This is a genomic window from Nitrospira sp. KM1, assembly GCF_011405515.1.
Classification (GTDB): Bacteria; Nitrospirota; Nitrospiria; order Nitrospirales; family Nitrospiraceae; genus Nitrospira_C.
Window position 1 is genome coordinate 421,218 of sequence record NZ_AP022671.1, and the last position, 17,451, is coordinate 438,668.

The window sequence follows — 17,451 nt, forward strand, 5'->3', positions numbered from 1 at the left end:
CAAGGTTTCTGCTCCTGATTCGAGTGAGTGAATCAGCTGGGGACAGAGGCGATTGCCTCTACGAAGGCTTGTCCAAATAGGACACCCGGGCGGGTCGACCATTGCTCGGCCTCGGTCAAGAGCCGTGCGAGATTTCCATCCGATGACTGCCCATTGCCGGCATCACGATGTCTGCTCTTGAGACGCTCGCCCATCAGCCGGATGATCAGGCTCGGATCTTCATAGCAATCGTAGCGTGCTGAGAGCCGTATGCCGGCGAAGCCTGCCGCGTCCAGCCACTCTCCAAGCCGGCTGCCGGCAAAGGGGTCTCCATGATTGTCTTGCTGCATCCGCGTGAACTGCTTGATGATCTCGTGGACGGATGCATCAGGCGGAGCGACGAGCGTGCCGTTCCAATCCGGACTTGAAATTGCCGCGATCCCACCAGGACGCAGGACCCGATAGATTTCTCGCAATCCCTTTAAAGGGTCGGCAAGGTGCTCGAACAAGGCGTGCGAAAATACGGCGTCGAAGGTGCGGTTCGCGAAGGGTAGGGCGTAGAGACTTGCCGTGCTCACCCATAGATTGCTCGTCGGCTCGTCCACAATCGACCGTTGCGTCAGGTGCACCTGACGATGATCGCAATCAATGCCGACCACGGTTCCAGGAGAGAGCGTTCGCGCCAGTCCTCTGGTGATCGTTCCCGGTCCACAGCCGCAGTCCAACAACCTCATACCCGAATGGAGATTCGGAAGAACGAAAGCGGCATCCCGTTCGGCATGCCGCCGTCTCATGTATTGCACGGCGAGATCGCTATAGCCCGGCGTATATCGTTCAGTGGCCTGCATGATCCATCACAAACGCTGAGATTCCAATGCGTGAATGAACCTGATCCCTTTCGCGAGCTTGCTCTTATACCATCATCATTGGCTCCTGTAATAGCCCGCGTGCTCTACGCGCGACCCGGGAGGGGAGACCACCGGCATCAAAAGCCGTGCGAAATGCCAGAAAAGATTACCGCGAACCAGGACCTCTCCAGTAGCATGAGAGCCTGCATGGCCATTACCTAGTGGGGGCAAAACATGCGCAATCTTCAAGCCGTGGATCGCGAACACATCGTAGAGTCTGAAGCGCCGGCCCGCTCGTCATCCCTCATTCGTCTGATCGTCCAGTGGACCTTAGGAATACTTGTAGCCTTCGCGCTGGGAACATGGTTAGTCTGGTGGGGCGCGCACCTCCACCGAACGTTTGCCATGGACGATATCCGCTCGGCCTGCCAACGCGTCATGCCGGAAACTTTCGAACGTTGCGTTGATACCGTCATCATTCAGAGAGGAGGAGCCAGACGGTGAAACACACGGTGGTTCGGGTCTGTGGAGTGTTCTGGCTCTGCGTCGTCTCTCCTCTGTTCACGCCGTCGGCGAATGCCGATGAACCAGTCAAACCACGTGCAAAATTCGAATTGAGCCTCGGAACGTGGATCAGCGTCGGAGAAACGACCTGGGCCCACAACGCCTCATCAGTGCCCGGCCTTGGCAATCCGACTTCCAAACTTACCTATAAGGATGTCGGCACGAACGTTGTCGAATTGACCGGCAAACTGTGGGCATCGCGAAAAGTGTTCTTGCGGCTCAATGTCGGAGGCGCCGGCATCGGCGGAGGACGTCTCACCGATGACGACTACGGGACAGGACAGCGCTTGTTTTCACGCACCTACAGCGATATTTCAGGCGACAGCATGTGGTATTTGAACGCCGACGTCGGCATGCGCCTCAAAGAGTTCACGAATCAGCGCGGATATTTGGACTTCTTCGGCGGCTATCAGTTCTGGCATACGAGGTATCAGGCGGTGGGGGTTGCGCAGATTTTTTGCGATCCTTCTGCCATTCCAGGTGTCAGCTGTGCTCCTGCCGGGACGAACGTGCTTCCGGGAGTGACCGCCATCACGAATACGACCAACTGGCATTCGATTCGGGCAGGGCTCTCGACCGAATACCGGATCACCAGGTGGTTCAGCGTCCATGGATCCGTCGCGCTGATTCCGGCAAGCTTTCTCAACAACAAGGACGTGCATCATCTGCGATCGGATCTTCAACAAAACCCAAGCTTCTCCATGGTCGGCTTCGGCGTTGGAGCGGACGCGGACGCAGGCATTCGAGTGACGTTCAACCGGTACGTGTCAGCCACCGCCGGGTACCGCCTGTACTATAACCGCATGCTGAGCGGCCATCTGACGGTGCATCCGGTATCTTCTCCGTCGGATGAATTTCCTCTGACCGAGTTCCAGTCCTTGCGACACGGCCTGACCGCCGGCCTCAACTTCTCATTCTAAGCAGAGCGCTCATCTTCGAGAACGCGGTGAGGACGTCTCGTCTTCGTAGCGGGTGAACAACCGCTTGGCCTCCGGGTGTAAATAGCCCGGATGACCGTGCGGGATACCGATCGTGCGGAAGAGCGGGGTCAGTTTGCCATCCGGGTGCAGGTACCCTGCGCGCAACGGCACCGTACGTTTGGTGTGCTTGATCAGATGGGCGGGTACGGATCGAATGGAGGTGAGCCAGTCCGCGATGTCGTGCGGGTTGCCGATCGAGGCCGACAATAACAGCAGCCGCGCCTGCGATGGACAGAAGATGATCGTCTCTTCCCATACCACTCCGCGTTCGGGATCGGCCAGATACTGCGATTCATCCATGATGACGAGCCCAAGCGTATCGAGCCGCAGGTCGATCTCGCCTCCCGCCGCATCGTACAGGAGATTGCGCAGAATCTCCGTCGTCATGATCAAGAGCGGAGCCTGGCTGTTGTCGCGGCGATCCCCCGTAAGAATCCCCACGCGTTCTTGACCGAAAATACGCGAGAACTCGGTGAATTTCGTATTGGACAGCGCCTTCAACGGCGACGTGTATATGACGGTTCTGTTCTCCTCGATGGCACGCTTGGCCGCTTCCACCGCGACATAGGTCTTTCCGCTGCCGGTGGGCACGCTGACCACGACATCACCGGTCTGCAATTTTTCGAGCGCGTCCAGTTGCCATTCGTCCGGCACGAATGGTTGAGGAGGAGGGACGCCGATGCCGGAGAGCCAGTCGTTCAGCAATACCGACGCTTCGTGCGACTCACCTTCATGGTGCGGATGAGTAGGCGGACGCGGCGCGTGCGCCGGAGCGGCCGGTCTTGGCGCATGACGTTCTCGCGGCGCCGCCGGAGGGCGCTGTTGGCGTTCCCCGATGAGCGCCATGAGATCGGATTCGAAGCCCGCGCGATTAGTCGCCGAATGGTGAAGCAACAGTTCGATCAGGCGGCGTTTTCCGGCACGGAAATGCCGATGCACGCGGCCGCGCGCGAGCCGGTGCAGCAATGCGATCGGTTGTTGCGCGAGCAGCCGTTCGAGTTCTTCCGTCGTCATGCGGCTTTCCTCTTATCGAAGCTCGTCATATATTTCATCGTATCGAGCAGTGCCGACACCTCGGAGCCTGGGCGGTTTCGGCTACCGGTGCATACACGTCTCACGGCAATTCTTCCAGCACGCCGCGCCGGAGGAGCGCCATGGCTTTCGACGCAGTCTCAGCCAGCGTGGGATGCGTATCCTTGAGCGTATGGAGCTGAGAGAGAAATTCCAGCGTGCGTGCAAGCAGACGGTAGATGTCGCCCTCGGCCATCGTCGTCATTTTGCACAGGCCGATCCAGGTGAGCGCCGGATCGGCAATCCAGCGTTCGGTCACCGCCGCGATGTCCGCCCGCAAGAGCGGAGGCTCTTCGTACGGCGCCAGAGACTCCGCCAGTTTTCGCACCTGACTCAACGCAGACGCCAAACCGGAACTGATCCGGGGGAACATGCCGGGCCGGTCGTCGTCGTGGGCAATGCTCGACATGACGGCCGCGAGAAGAGACGGATCGGCTCCTGCGAAAGCTTCCGCGCGCAGGAGTTCCGTGATGAGCAGCGAATGGTCGATGCGGATCAGACGGGCCCACTCTCCGACTTCCGTCAATTGCGCCGTCGCCGTGAGATAGCCGAACTTCTGGAGCGCGTCCATCCGTTCCTGAAAACGATGCCAGAGGCTCGTGCGAAGCGCTTGAATGGACTTGATGTGCCGCTGTTGCTCCTGACGCAGTTTGGAGGCGTGGGCATGGTCTTTCTGGCATGCCGAACGCGACGGACAGGTCGGGCAGGAAAAATCTCCCAGTGTTTGGACAATGGAATCCGGAATCGGCTCGTCGTCCTTCGACACGAGAACGGGGAGGGCGGGCAGGCGGGTCGGCAGGTCCTCGAGTTGCTCCACCATCAGATCCAGACTCTCGGGGGTACACCAGGGATACGACGGCGATTCGACGCAGTCGAGGACGCGATCGTACAGTTCGGTCACCACCGCAGCGGGACATTCGGTGATCGCGCCTCCGTCGCGCAGCATCGTCACCATGGGACTTTTTTGTCCCTTGCTTCGATATTGACGAAGCACGACGCCGCGCGTCTTCGACAAGCCGGCCACACGTCCCGGAGTCATGAAACGGAACCGCGCGGCGACTTCAGGCGGTTCATTGCGTTTAATCGGCGCACGGTGCGGGCGCTGTCTGCGGACCTGGTCGTACATGTGCCATTGGGAGATCCAATCGGTACAGACGCGCGGACCATAGGGCTCAAGTTGACGATGGACCTCGTCGAGTTTTCGTTCGAGGACTTCCGCCCGCTGGTTGAGCTGGAACTGCGCGAAGCTCTTGGCGAGGATCGGTTGCATCTGGTCGAGCGGATGCGCCTTCAGAAGATTCAGCACCATCGGATAGCTGATGACGAACTGGCTGTTGATCGCTTCGGGATGGCCGGTGAATCCTTTCGTGAGAACTCCCAGATCGATGTAGGGAGACGGCGTGACGATCGCGAAGCCCACGAGATCTTTGCCTCGCCTGCCGGCGCGCCCGGCAATCTGCTGGACCTCGCCGATGGTCAGATCCGTAAAGTCCCGCGCCTTTCTGATGCTGGATTGCGTGATGATGACGGTGCGGGCGGGAAAGTCCACACCGGCCGCCAGCGTCGTCGTCGCGAACACGGCGTCCAAACACCCGTGCCGCATGAGTTCTTCCACCGCAATTTTCCACGAGGGCAGGTGACCGGCATGGTGCGCGGCGACGCCGATCCGTTGCACCGTCGGAATCAGCGGATGTTCGGCCACGCTCGGGTACTGCGTGATGACTTTTTCCAGCACCGCGGCGATCGCTTCCTGGCGTGCGGGCGGCAGGACGGCGTTCATGTGGTCGAACGTCTGCATGGCTTCGTCGCAGGCCCGGCGGGAAGTCAGAAATACAATGGCGGGGGTGAGATGCTTGTGTCGAAGGGCCGTGATCAGGTCAACCGGATGTATCGAAGGCGGCATGCAGCTTCATTCCCTTGGAGATGACGACCAACCCGGAGTCCGTGACATGGAACCGCTCGGCATCGGCCTGACGGTCGTAGCCGATTTCGGTCTTCGACGGGAGGGTGACGTCCTTGTCGATAATGGCTCGCCGGATGCGGCAATGTTCCCCGATCACGACGTTTTCCATGATCACCGAATCGCGAACATCCGCATGGTCCAGCACACGCACGTTCGGTGACAGCACGGAGTTCTGCACGCGCCCGCCCGAGATGATGCACCCGCCGCACACAATGGAGTCCAGCGCTACGCCCATTCGCCCGCCCTGGTAGTCTTGCGCGAAGACGAATTTGGCGGGAGGGAACTGTCCCTGGTACGTCCGGATAGGCCACTGCTGATCGTAAAGATTAAATTCCGGATCGACGGCTACCAGATCCAAATTCGCTTCCCAGTACGCATCCAACGTTCCAATGTCACGCCAATACTTGACCGCTTTTCTATTCGCATCCTGGAACTTGAACGCGAAGACGCGCCGGTTTGCGATCATGCGGGGAATGATGTTTTTCCCGAAGTCATGCGCGGTCCCTTCCTGTGCATCGGCCGCCAGCTCTTCCCGCAGGCTTTTCGTGCGGAACAGGTAGATGCCCATGGACGCAAAGGCTTTTGTGGGTTCATTCGGGATGGACGGAGGGGTTTTCGGCTTTTCGTCGAACCGGGTGACGCGGAAACTCTCGTCCACGGCGATCACGCCGAACCGGTGCGCCTCTTCGATCGGGATGTCGATCGCCCCCACCACGACGTCGGCATTGTTGGCGACCAGCCAATGGAGCATCTCCATATAGTCCATCTTATAGATGTGATCGCCGGCAAGAATCAGCACATACTCCGACTGATCGTCGTCGAGGAGAAACAGATTCTGGTAAACGGCATCCGCCGTGCCGCGGTACCACTCTTCGCTGATGCGCTGCTGAGGAGGCATGGACGCGATGTATTCGCCGAGCTCGACGTTGAGCACGTCCCACCCGGTGCGAATATGGCGATCCAATGAATGAGACTTGTATTGGATGAGGACTGCAACCCTTCGCAAGCCGGAATTCAGACAGTTGCTCAACGTGAAGTCGATGATGCGATACTTTCCTCCGAACGGAACGGCGGGTTTGGCCCGATGTTCGGTCAACGGATGGAGCCGTTCGCCTCGTCCGCCGGCAAGGACCATGGTGAAAATATTTTTCATGGCGCAAATTGTATCAGGACCGTCTCTAAATGGGAAGAAAGCGAATTCGTTGACTTAGCATAACGGTCGGTTGATACTACGGCAACACATGATTTTCGATTTCCAAGGAGCCTTATGAAACAAGACGTCGTCATCTCTTCATTGGCCAAGCAGGGCCAAAGCAAAAAACAGAGCCGCCCCGATGCATTACAGAATGCGCTCTGGCGATTGGAGCGGCTGGAGACTCAACTCCAAAAACTATCCGAACTCGTTTTGGACCACGCGGAGGATGTGGACAGGCTCGTCCGGATCGTCGCAGAGGATCGAAACACGATCCGCCGGCAACTTCTGAGAAAACATCACGAGCAGGTCAGGGTCCGAAAACATCTTCGGGCCACCAATGCGGCCACCTCGAGAAACGGCAGTAGTTCATAGACGACTCTTCCCGTAGATGTCCGATACCCTGCGGCGCATCTCGCGCACGAGCTATCCGGAATGGTGGCGATCCAAACCAGGGCAGAGAGATCGGCTCTGTTCGATATGCCATATCGGTTCGTCCGGACATGCAATTTTCACTCAAGCTACTAAGTGACCGTTTATCCAAGCAATATTGGCATCCGATTACATTACACGGTATAATGCATTGGTTTATGACTCTGGCCTATTCAATGGTCCTCATGCATCTCACAGCCACGTTTTCCTAGCAGGAGCATCCGAGTGCGCGTGGAATCTCCACGACTGTGGTTTTTCTTCACGGCTTCAAGCATTCTCTGCCTCCTTACAAGCCTTTCCGTGCTTGCCGATGCGGCACAGCCGCCTCTGCCGTCGGTCGATACGATCCGGGAACCGCCTCCGTCCATACGCTTAAGCCTCGATGAGGCTATTGCCCTGTTCCTCAAGCAGAATTTTGACGTCCTGATCACCAGATACGGGATCGAGAGTAACAAGGGTCAGGAAATCACCGCTGCCTTGTTTCCGAATCCATTGATGACTGTCGGGACGCTGAGTTCGTACACACAGGGGCGGACGCTGTCCAACAGCGGGCAACTCTTCGGGCAGATCCAGCAACTCTTCGAATTAGCCGGCAAACGCGGCTATCGTGTTGAGGCCGCCGGTTACGGCACGAGATCGGCGGAGGCCGCCTTCGAGGACGCGGTCAGGCAGCTTGGCTTTACCGTCAAAGACACCTATTATCGAATCCAATTGGCCCAGAGACGCCTGATCCTGGCAGAGGAGAACCGCGACCGGTTCTCCCGCATCCTTGAGATCAATACGATCCGTTTCAAGAAGGGTTACATTGCGGAAGTGGATCTCATCAGAATCCGGCTGCAAATGGTGGATTTTCATGCACAGGTCATTCAATCGCTTCAGGATGCGGAGTCGGCGCGCGGCGATCTGCGCCAGCTCCTCCGCTTGTCGCCGAAGACCGCGGTCGAACTGACGACGGAGATGGATTTTCGCCGTATCGATCCCGACATCAACAAACTGAGGGTGGCTGCGCTGGATCTTCGACCCGATATCCGCGCCAAACGGTTCACCTATTCGCAGCGCGAGGCTGACTTGAAACTGGCCAAGGCCTATAGAATCCCGGATGTGACCATCGCCGGCGGCTACGCCATTCAAGGATCGAACGGGCCGGACAATCCCGGCCAGGTGGCCCTCAATGCGGGCATCCCCCTCCCGCTGTTCAATAGAAATCAGGGCGGAATCCGGCAGGCCGAGGTTGCCGTACAGTCTGCGGAGGCCGACTTGAATAAAACCGTCAATCAAGTCGAAAATGAAGTCGACGTCGCATACCGAAACCTCATCCAGAGCAGGCGTCTGGTCGAAGCGTACGTCGGCGGGGTGCTCGATGACGCCCGTTCGACGTTGAACATCGTGGAGCGCGCGTACGAGCGGGGAGGAGCCACCATCCTCGATCTTCTCGACGCCGCTCGGACCTCGCGAACCATCCAGCAGAACTACATTGAAGCACTCTACAGCTACCAACATAATCTGTTTCAACTCGAAAGCGCCGTAGGCCAGGAGATCCGATCATGAATCGACCGGGCGTTGTCATCTGTCTCGGATGTGCAATGGCTCTGTCGAGTGCCTGTGGGCGAGCCGACCAGCCGACGCAGTCGAATGCCGCCACGCCGAACCCTATCCATAGCGCGATCGAAGCAAAACCGAGAATAGAAGTCGGCACGGTGGAAATGAAGTCCGGCGAGCACGATCTGACGCTTGCGGGGAAAGTGGCCTATGGAGAAGATCGTTACTCGAGGATTTCCTCTCCGCTGCAGGGGCGGGTCGTCGAAGTGCGGGCTCATCTCGGCGATCGCGTAAAAGCCGGAGACATTGTGTTGGTTGTCGACAGTCCCGACATCGCCCAGGCGTACTCGGAATACGTGAAGGAAGATTCCGATCTGCAATATGCGATCCGCTCGCGTGAACTGGCCAAGGATTTATACGAAAACAAGGCGATGCCGTTGAAGGATTTGAAAATGGCGGAAAACGAACTGGTCAAGGCCAGGGCGGAATTTCGTCGAGCCAAGGAACGGCTGCTGTCACTGCGCGTCCCTCCAGAGGAATTACACAAGCCGCTCGATCAGCAAAAAATCACCTCGCGGTTTGAAATGAAAAGTCCGTTGACCGGGGTCGTCGTGGAACGGGCCGTGACCCCCGGCCAGTCCGTGGGCGGCGATCCGAGCCAGGTGCTCTTCACAGTTGCGGACCTGGACATGCTGCAGGTCGTGGCCGATGTGTACGAGCGCGATCTGGCCATGGTCAAAGAAGGCCAGTATGCCAAGGTTGTCGTGGAGGCCTATCCGGGCGTCGCATTTCCGGCGACGGTGGCTGCGATCGGAGACGTGGTGGATCCTTCCAGCCGAACGATCAAGCTCCGCGCGTGGGTCAATAACCCGGAACACAAATTGAAACCCGAAATGTTCGCGCGCCTGCAGCTGCGGGTGGGCGAATCGACACCGTTGATGACCATTCCGCGGGAAGCCGTGGTCAACGTGGACGGGAAAGACTTCGTCTACGTCGTGGAAAGTCCCAACCATTACCTCAAACGCGAGGTGACGGTGCTGCCGCTGTCGCTGGATTCCGTGCGGGTCGTGGATGGTTTGACATCCGGGCAGCAGATCGTCGTGAAGGGTGCCGTTCTGATCAAGGGCCAGGAAGCCAAAGGATAATGATCGGACCGTACCCGCGCGCTTCTTCCATCGGGAACCCATCCAATCGATGATCGCCCGCCTCGTTGAGATCTCTCTGGTCCAGCGCTTCCTGCTGTGCGCATTAGGGTTGGCGCTGTTGTTCGGCGGGCTCTACGCCTTTCACCTCCTCGACATCGTCGCCTATCCAGACCCTTCGCCCCCGATGGTGGAGCTGATCACGCAGAATCCCGGCTGGTCGGCGGAGGAAATGGAACGCCAGATTACGATTCCCATGGAGGTCGCGCTGACCGGCATGCCGGGACTCGTGGACATCCGCTCGCTGTCCATCTTTGGATTGAGCGACATCAAAGTCTATTTCCAGTTCGGTACGGACATCTTTAGGGACCGGCAGGAAGTCTTGAACCGCTTGAACTCGGTTCAATTGCCGAGCGGCGTTCAGCCCAGCCTGTCGCCCTGGTGGGCGATCGCGGAAATCTTCCGGTATGAACTGACGGCCGAGAACGGCATGTCGCTGACCGACTTGAAGACGATCCAGGACTGGCAGGTGCGCCGTGAGTTCAGGCGGATTCCGGGGGTCATCGACGTCACGGCGTTCGGCGGCACGACCAAGGAATATCACATCGACATCGACCCGGGAAAACTGCTGGCCTACGGCGTCAGCCTTTCACAGGTGATGGAAGCGCTGACGAACAGCAATGCGAACGTCGGCGGGAACTACCTCACGATCGGATCCCAAAACTACAATATTCGCGGGTTGGGTCTCATCGACGACATTCACGACATCGAAAACGTCATGGTGTCGGCCAGGGACGGCACGCCGGTATTCGTGAAATCCCTCGGGACGGTGTCGGTCGGTCACCGCGTGCGGTTGGGCAAGGTCGGCATCGACGACCGTGACGACGCCGTCGAAGGAGTGGTGCTGCTTCAACGCGGATATAAAGCGCTTCCGGTTCTCGATCAAGTGAGGGGGAAGGTGCAGGAACTCAATGCCTGGAAGCTCCCCGCGGGAGTCAAAGTATCCACCTTCTACGACCGGACCGCGCTGATCCATACCACCGTCGAAACAGTGACCGACATTTTGATCAGCGGCATGGTGCTGGTATTCGTGATTCTGTTCGTCTTCCTGGGTCATTTCAGAGCGGCGCTGATCGTGGCCTTGACCATTCCGCTCTCGCTGCTGTTTACGTTCGGCATGATGGTGCTGGTCGGCCAGTCGGCGAATCTGATCTCGCTCGGCTCCATCGATTTCGGGATCATCGTCGATGCGACGCTGATCATGGTTGAAAGCATCTTTTTCCATCTCGCACATGCCAAGTCGCACAATCTCACCGTCAATCAACACATCGTCCGGGCTGCCCGCCAGGTCGGCCGCCCGATCTTTTCGTCCACCGCCATCATCGTTGTCGCCTTCATCCCGTTGTTCACCATGACCGGGGTGCCGGGGAAAATTTTTGCGCCGATGTCGGTCACCTATGGATTTGCACTGGCCGGCGCGCTGATCATGGCCTTTACGTTAGCGCCCGTACTCTGTTCATTTCTGCTGAGAGATCCGCTCAGCGAGGAGGACACCAAGCTGGTTCGTGCCATACGCAGCGTGTATCACCGGATCCTCAAATATTCGCTCGACCACCAGCCGTTGGTGTTGGGGGTGGCGGCGGGTCTGCTGCTCCTCACCTTCGCCGCGCTACAGTCGCTGGGAGGCGAATTCATGCCGGCGCTGGAGGAAGGGAATCTCTGGGTGCGAGCCACCATGCCGGTGGACATCTCGTTCGATCAAGCCGCGCGGTTGACCAGCGACATCCGGCGGATGTTCCGCGAGTCTCCAGAAATCACGACTATCGTGTCCCAATTAGGCCGGCCGGACGACGGAACGGATCCGACGAGTTTCTTCAACGCAGAATTTCTCGCCAACCTCAAACCGCAGAAGGAGTGGCGGCCGGGCATCGACAAGGATGCATTGATCGAGGAAATCGAAGGACGGCTGCATCAGATACCCGGGATCATCTTCAACTTTTCGCAGGTCATCCAGGACAACGTGGAAGAAGCCATGTCGGGGGTGAAAGGGGAAAACTCCATCAAGCTGTTCGGCACCGACCTCAAGACCATGGAAGCCAAGGCCGTCGAGATTGAAAGCGTGATGAGGACCATCAAAGGCGTCAAGGACCTCGGAGTGTTCCGCCTCGTCGGCCAGCCCAATCTCCTCATTCACATCGACCGGGAAGCGAGCGCGCGGTATGGACTCCAAGTGGCGGACGTGAATGCGGTCGTGCAGGCGGCGATCGGCGGGCAGGCGGTGACGCAGGTCTATGAGGGAGAGCGCCTGTTCGATCTCGTGGTGCGTTTTCTTCCGGAATTCCGTCAGGACGTCGAATCCATCGGCAACATTCTGGTCAGCACGCGGGACGGCGCCCGCATTCCGTTGAAGCAGCTCGCGAAAATCACCTCCCATACGGGAGCATTCATCATCTATCGCGAGAACAACGAACGCTACATTCCAATCAAGTTCAGCGTGAGGGACCGCGATCTTCAGAGTACCGTCGAAGAAGCCCAGACCCGGCTCAGCACACAGGTCACGCTTCCGGAGCGCTACCGCATGGAATGGGCGGGACAATACGACCAGCTCAGAGACGAGCAGCGCCGATTGTTGACCATCGTGCCCATCAGCCTGGTGATCATCTTTCTCCTGCTCTATACGACCTTCAATTCGTTCAAGAACGCGCTGCTGGTCCTGTCAACCGTACCGTTCGCGCTGGTGGGCGGTGTCTTGTCTCTGGTGACGACGCAAACCAACTTCAGCATCTCAGCCGCGGTCGGCGTGATCTCGACGCTCGGGGTGGCGATCTTGGGAGGCGTGCTCCTGGTTTCCCGCATCGAAGAGTTCCGCCTGTCCGGACTGAGCCTGCGCGAAGCCGTGTTCCAGGGCGCCGATGTGCAAATGCGCCCCATTCTCATGGCCACGCTCGGTGCGGCTATCGGCTTGCTTCCCGCCGCGCTTGCGACGGGGATCGGATCGCAGGCCCAAAAACCTCTGGCTCGCGTCGTGGTGGGTGGAATGCTGACGGCGGCCTTTTTGATTCTGGTCGTGTTACCTGTATTATATGAGTTAGTGCATCGCCGCTCGGCGGCGGACCAGGATTGACTATTTACTTACCGAAAGGGGATTCCCGTGCGCGTCAAAGGACTCCGAGAGCTCGCCGTATTCGTTTCTCTCGCGTCGCTGTTCAGTGTTGGGCAAACCTTTGCGTCCCAGGTGAACACGATTCCTGTTCAAATGCAGTACGACATGCCTCCCAAGGGGGACGACGGGGCGGCTGTTACCGTTCCGCCCAATACGAATCCGCTCACTCCGGAAGAGATTCAGCGCGCAGAAGCTCTGCTGCCGCTCCTTGAAGGGAAGCAGGAATTTTGGGCGATGGGAGAATTCGTCCATTTGGGAGAACACTCCGTACCCGTGCTCATCAAGGCGCTGTCCATGCCGAGCCCCCGCATTCGTTACAATGCCATCGAAACGATTTCGATGCTGAACGCACCCTCGGCGGTACCCGCGCTCGTGACGACGGCGAAAGAGGTGAATGAGATTCCGCGAGTGCGCGAACATGCCCTGAGGGTGGCCATCCGGCTCGACCCCGCCAAGACGCCGGAGGCAATTCACGTGATGTCGAAGGATCCCAATTCGGCGATCCGCAAGGCCGCGGCATTTCACTCCAGGTACGTACGGGACAAAGCCGTCGTTCCCACCCTTATCGAGATGATTCCCGATGAGGAACGATACGTGGCCATGTCGGCGGTGCAATCGTTGTGGATCCTCACCCGACATGAAACGGAGTTCCATGATTGGGACATCTCGACCAAGGAAGACCGCCAGGCATGGGTGGCCGAGTGGACGGACTGGTGGAACACCCAGAAGGATTCGTTCGAGTTGCCCGAGCCGCGAAAGTCACGGCAGCAGCGCCAGGGCTAGCCTCGTGCCTTGCAGCATGTAAAAAATCTGTGATATATCATGATGATAAATATGCGTACTTCAGTACAGTTTGAAAGGATATTTGGAACGAACCATGGCTGTCCTTCCCATCGCCAAGCTCGGTAATCCGATCCTCCGGCAACAAGCCACCCCGATCGATACCCGCGACATTCGGACCAAGGAATTTCAGCAGCTGATCGACGACATGTTCGAGACGATGCTGGACGAGCCAGGAATCGGCCTGGCGGCTCCGCAGATCTCGCGTTCCATCCAACTGGTCGTGATGGGCTGCGAGGGGGAGGGAGGATTTCCTCAGACGACCCTCATCAATCCGAAGATCGTCTATTACGGCCCCCAGCAGGTTGAGAACTGGGAAGGGTGCCTGAGCGTCGACGGTCTGCGCGGCAAAGTCATCCGACCGTCCGTGATCCGTGTGCAGGCGTTGAATCGGGACGGCCGTCCAGTCGATATCGAAGCCGACGCGTTGTACTCAGTCTGTATTCAGCATGAAATGGATCATCTCATCGGCAAATTGTTTGTCGACCGGATGACGGACATGTCCACTCTGACCCAGCTCCCTGAGTTCGAGAAGTATTGGCGAAAGGAACCGACCCCCGTCATTTAGCCCCGCCTCACCGGAACGCTTTGTGAAAACGCTTCTTCGAGTGCTCCAATACTTGCGTCCGTACCGGCTTATGGTCGTCGGCACGTTTCTGTTTGCCAGCCTGACCACGGCCTTCGAACTGATTCCACCCTGGCTCATCAAAGTTGTCATCGACGACGTGATTCAAGGCGGCAAGATCCGATTGCTCACCTGGGTGTTCGTTGGATTGTGCGCCGCCTATGTCATGCGAAACATTTGCGGATCAATGCGGATCCGCCTGAACAACAGCCTCGAGCAGCAGGTGGTGCACGATCTGCACGTTCAAGTTTTTTCCACACTTCAGCGGCTCTCGATCAGCTTTTTCGAGAATCGCCCGACGGGCGAGATCATGTCGCGGGTCTTGAACGATACCGAGCATATGCAACGCATTTTCGTCGATGGACTGGAAGAGATCATTACGGCCGGCCTGACACTGGTCGGCATCATGATTGCCCTGTTCTGGCTTAATTGGAAACTGGCACTCATTGCTTTGCTGCCGATCCCGATCCTCGTGGTCGGAGCCGCCGCGTTTACCAAACGGATTCACGGACACTATCGGAATATCCGGAAGGGATCTGCGGAACTGAACGCGCTGCTCCAGGACTGCCTGGCCGGTATCAGGGAAACGATGGGCTTCAACCGTCAGCCCTACGAAGAAAACCGGTTTGGAGCGAAAAGCGATCAATGCCGTCGCGATACACTCAAAGCCATGTATCTTTGGTCATTCTATTCTCCGGGCATGATGCTGGTAGGGAGTCTCGGCGGGGCACTCGTGTTGTGGCAGGGTACGCAGGAGGTGCTGGCCCAGAGGCTCTCCGTCGGTGAGCTGGTCATGTTTATCTCCTATCTGGCATTGTTCTATGTCCCGATCAACCAGATCCATTCCGTCAACCACATGCTGCAACACGCATTGGCGGCAAGCGAGCGCGTATTCGAGATCATCGATATCGTGCCGGACGTCCGGGATCGTCCCGGTGCGATCGCGCCGGCCAACCGGCTCAGCGGCGACATCGCCTTCGATCATGTGCAATTTCATTATCGTGCCGATGCCCCGATCCTGACCGACGTGTCGATTCGAGTCCGTTCCGGGGAGCGCGTCGCGCTGGTCGGTCCGAGCGGCGCTGGGAAAAGCACCACGCTCAAGTTGCTCATGCGCTTCTACGATGTGACGGGAGGAGCCGTCATGATCGACGGCCATGATGTACGAGATCTGCCGCTACGTTTCCTGCGGAGCCAGATCGGCCTTGTCCAGCAGGAGCCTTTTCTCTTCAACGGAACCGTACGGGAAAATATTCTGTACGGAGATTTATCCGCCGGGCAATCGGACGTAGAGGCGGCGGCCAAGGCCGCCCGCGCGCACGAGTTCATCCAGGCATTGCCGGAAGGCTACGACACGTGGATCGGAGAGCGTGGCGTCAAGCTGTCGGTCGGACAACGCCAGCGTATTTCGATCGCGAGGGTCCTGCTCAAAGACCCGCCGATCGTCATGTTCGACGAGGCCACCTCGAACATCGATACTGAAACGGAAGTCAAGATTCGGGAAGCACTGGATGAGTTGACCCGCGGCCGCACAACCGTCATTATCGCCCACCGCCTCTCAACGATTCACGACGTGGACCGGATCATCGTCGTCAACCACGGACGGATCGTTGAAGACGGCACCCATGAGAGTCTCATGGCTCGGGGCGGAATCTATGCCGGCCTCTACGAAGCCCAGTTTCAGACATGAGGATGAACGCGACATGGTCTTGATCTATGAGAGTGATCCCTTGGATAATGAGCATGCTCGAGGAAAGTTTTACCATGTCTGCAAGGGCAGGGTGGAACGCACCGCCCTCGACATACCGCCGGCAGACCAACCTCATGAGTGTTCCGCGTGCGGGATTGATCTGGAAGCTGAGGACTTTTTTGTGGCCATGCAAAAAGGATCGGTTTAAGAACGATGAGCGGCGGCAGCGCGGGGCGTAAAACGGTATCGGTAATGCGGGGGCTGATGATGCTCTGTGACAGCTGCCATAGCCAGGTGCTGCTCGAACAGCTCGTGGATCACAAGAATTTCGTCATGGATCACGAGGCGCTGTTCGATACGATCTGCATGGGTTGCACGGACATCAATCGGCCGCTGATCGATGACATGCTGGGGAGCTCAGAGTAGCGGACGGCCCAGGCTGGTTATTTACAAGACTTCCCGTCGAAATACATACAGGCCGATTCACCCGATTTCACCTTCCACGTCTTAATCAGCGGCGCTTGCCCGTCTCCTCTCATCTCCACGACGAAATCCACGAGTCCGGATATCGGTAACTTCTCCAAATGCGGTTTTGCCGCCTCAGGAGCCTCGATGTAAAAGACCGATCCTAGCGTCGATATAAGAATGCGGGACGCATCCTTCTCGACCAGGATGACCGGGCTGTAAAAGCTCTTGTCTTCCGCATGGACGGGAAAAACACTGGACAACATGAAGAAGACAGCCAGCAATGCCGTAATGATATAGGACATGACGATGACTCCTTCCTAGAGATGAACGGCCCATTATCGCACCCTTGATGAAAGGAAGGAAACTGAAAAACCGGCGGAGAGCAACGGGGCCGGATCACCCGGCAATGATGGATGCGAGGGACACGGAGCCTGCCCTGATCCAATACGCACGAATGTCCGGACGAGATTTTTCCATAAGGGATACCAAGAGGTATATCGGCAGTGTGAGGTTCAGTCGAGCCCAGTTGCCCTCCCAATCATTGGCGATCGTGATATCGGTAATGGATGGACGGGCGGGATCGTGGGGATGCGAATGATAGACGACCTGCAACGTCAGGCCGTTTTTCCGCATGTCCTTAACGGCTTGAAACATCTCCTGCGCATCCATAATGAACGCGACCTCCGCCCGTTCGGCAGGAGACAGCTTGGCCAGATGCCGGGTCTTGGCATCGTCGAAGGCTGCTGCATCGCTGGCGCCTTCAAGGCTGACGACGTTCTTGATTCGGTAGATGTGTGTCACGGTTTGGCCGTGACCGGCGAGAAAGCCGCAGCACTCATACGGATCGAGTTCTCTGGCATGAGCCACGAGTTCATCGAGAATGTGCTGTGGAATTGTCAGATCCGCCACGATGCCTTTGAATTCGTTTCGCCCCGTGCACAGGATGGCGCCCGAG

At 57.9% G+C, this 17,451-nt stretch carries 16 protein-coding genes; 10 read left to right on the forward strand and 6 right to left on the reverse strand.

The genetic code is table 11. The features are described from left to right. Positions 1-32: 32 nt before the first annotated feature. Complete coding sequence (locus W02_RS01935) at positions 33-827, reverse strand: methyltransferase domain-containing protein (protein WP_173044275.1); 795 nt, start codon at positions 825-827, stop codon at positions 33-35. Positions 828-1,061: 234 nt separating this feature from the next. Between W02_RS01935 and W02_RS01940 the strand changes: the two genes are divergently transcribed. Together W02_RS01940 and W02_RS01945 are read left to right on the forward strand one after the other, a co-directional pair. Then, positions 1,062-1,331, forward strand: coding sequence for a hypothetical protein (locus W02_RS01940; RefSeq protein WP_173044278.1), 270 nt, complete (start codon positions 1,062-1,064; stop codon positions 1,329-1,331). Further along, complete coding sequence (locus W02_RS01945; protein ID WP_173044280.1) at positions 1,328-2,311, forward strand: hypothetical protein; 984 nt, start codon at positions 1,328-1,330, stop codon at positions 2,309-2,311. Before W02_RS01940 ends, W02_RS01945 begins: the two co-directional genes overlap by 4 nt. A 9-nt stretch (positions 2,312-2,320) precedes the next feature. Here W02_RS01945 and W02_RS01950 read toward each other — a convergent pair whose 3' ends face one another. From W02_RS01950 to glgC, 3 genes are all read right to left on the reverse strand, one after another. Beyond that, positions 2,321-3,385, reverse strand: coding sequence for a DEAD/DEAH box helicase (locus tag W02_RS01950; protein WP_173044282.1), 1,065 nt, complete (start codon positions 3,383-3,385; stop codon positions 2,321-2,323). Between the two features lie 100 nt (positions 3,386-3,485). Beyond that, complete coding sequence (locus tag W02_RS01955) at positions 3,486-5,345, reverse strand: helicase-related protein (RefSeq protein ID WP_173044284.1); 1,860 nt, start codon at positions 5,343-5,345, stop codon at positions 3,486-3,488. After that, positions 5,320-6,558 (reverse strand): glucose-1-phosphate adenylyltransferase, encoded by a 1,239-nt coding sequence (glgC, locus tag W02_RS01960; protein WP_173044286.1) that lies wholly within the window; start codon positions 6,556-6,558, stop codon positions 5,320-5,322. The genes W02_RS01955 and glgC overlap by 26 nt, the downstream gene beginning before the upstream one ends. A 114-nt stretch (positions 6,559-6,672) precedes the next feature. Between glgC and W02_RS01965 the strand changes: the two genes are divergently transcribed. From W02_RS01965 to W02_RS02000, 8 genes are all read left to right on the forward strand, one after another. Then, a complete protein-coding gene (locus tag W02_RS01965) occupies positions 6,673-6,972 on the forward strand; it encodes a hypothetical protein (protein ID WP_173044289.1) in 300 nt (99 codons plus the stop codon). A gap of 282 nt (positions 6,973-7,254) precedes the next feature. After that, positions 7,255-8,577 (forward strand): TolC family protein, encoded by a 1,323-nt coding sequence (locus tag W02_RS01970; RefSeq protein WP_173044291.1) that lies wholly within the window; start codon positions 7,255-7,257, stop codon positions 8,575-8,577. Continuing rightward, positions 8,574-9,713: an efflux RND transporter periplasmic adaptor subunit gene (locus W02_RS01975; RefSeq protein ID WP_173044293.1), complete on the forward strand. Its 1,140-nt coding sequence runs from the start codon at positions 8,574-8,576 to the stop codon at positions 9,711-9,713. The genes W02_RS01970 and W02_RS01975 overlap by 4 nt, the downstream gene beginning before the upstream one ends. Before the next feature lie 49 nt (positions 9,714-9,762). Next, positions 9,763-12,834, forward strand: a complete 3,072-nt coding sequence (locus tag W02_RS01980; protein WP_173044295.1) for an efflux RND transporter permease subunit — start codon at positions 9,763-9,765, stop codon at positions 12,832-12,834. A gap of 27 nt (positions 12,835-12,861) precedes the next feature. Then, positions 12,862-13,656, forward strand: a complete 795-nt coding sequence (locus W02_RS01985) for a HEAT repeat domain-containing protein (RefSeq protein WP_232068622.1) — start codon at positions 12,862-12,864, stop codon at positions 13,654-13,656. 94 nt (positions 13,657-13,750) lie between these two features. Beyond that, complete coding sequence (def, locus tag W02_RS01990) at positions 13,751-14,281, forward strand: peptide deformylase (RefSeq protein ID WP_173044297.1); 531 nt, start codon at positions 13,751-13,753, stop codon at positions 14,279-14,281. 22 nt (positions 14,282-14,303) lie between these two features. Next, on the forward strand, positions 14,304-16,028 hold the full coding sequence (locus tag W02_RS01995) for an ABC transporter ATP-binding protein (protein WP_173044299.1): 1,725 nt from the start codon (positions 14,304-14,306) through the stop codon (positions 16,026-16,028). Between the two features lie 213 nt (positions 16,029-16,241). Further along, entirely contained in the window at positions 16,242-16,454 is a 213-nt protein-coding gene (locus tag W02_RS02000; protein ID WP_173044301.1) for a hypothetical protein, read from the forward strand. Between the two features lie 17 nt (positions 16,455-16,471). On the opposite strand, the gene W02_RS02005 is transcribed toward W02_RS02000, so the two are convergent. Further along, complete coding sequence (locus tag W02_RS02005; protein WP_173044304.1) at positions 16,472-16,798, reverse strand: hypothetical protein; 327 nt, start codon at positions 16,796-16,798, stop codon at positions 16,472-16,474. A gap of 94 nt (positions 16,799-16,892) precedes the next feature. Beyond that, positions 16,893-17,405 (reverse strand): Mov34/MPN/PAD-1 family protein, encoded by a 513-nt coding sequence (locus W02_RS02010; protein ID WP_173044306.1) that lies wholly within the window; start codon positions 17,403-17,405, stop codon positions 16,893-16,895. Positions 17,406-17,451: the final 46 nt, after the last annotated feature.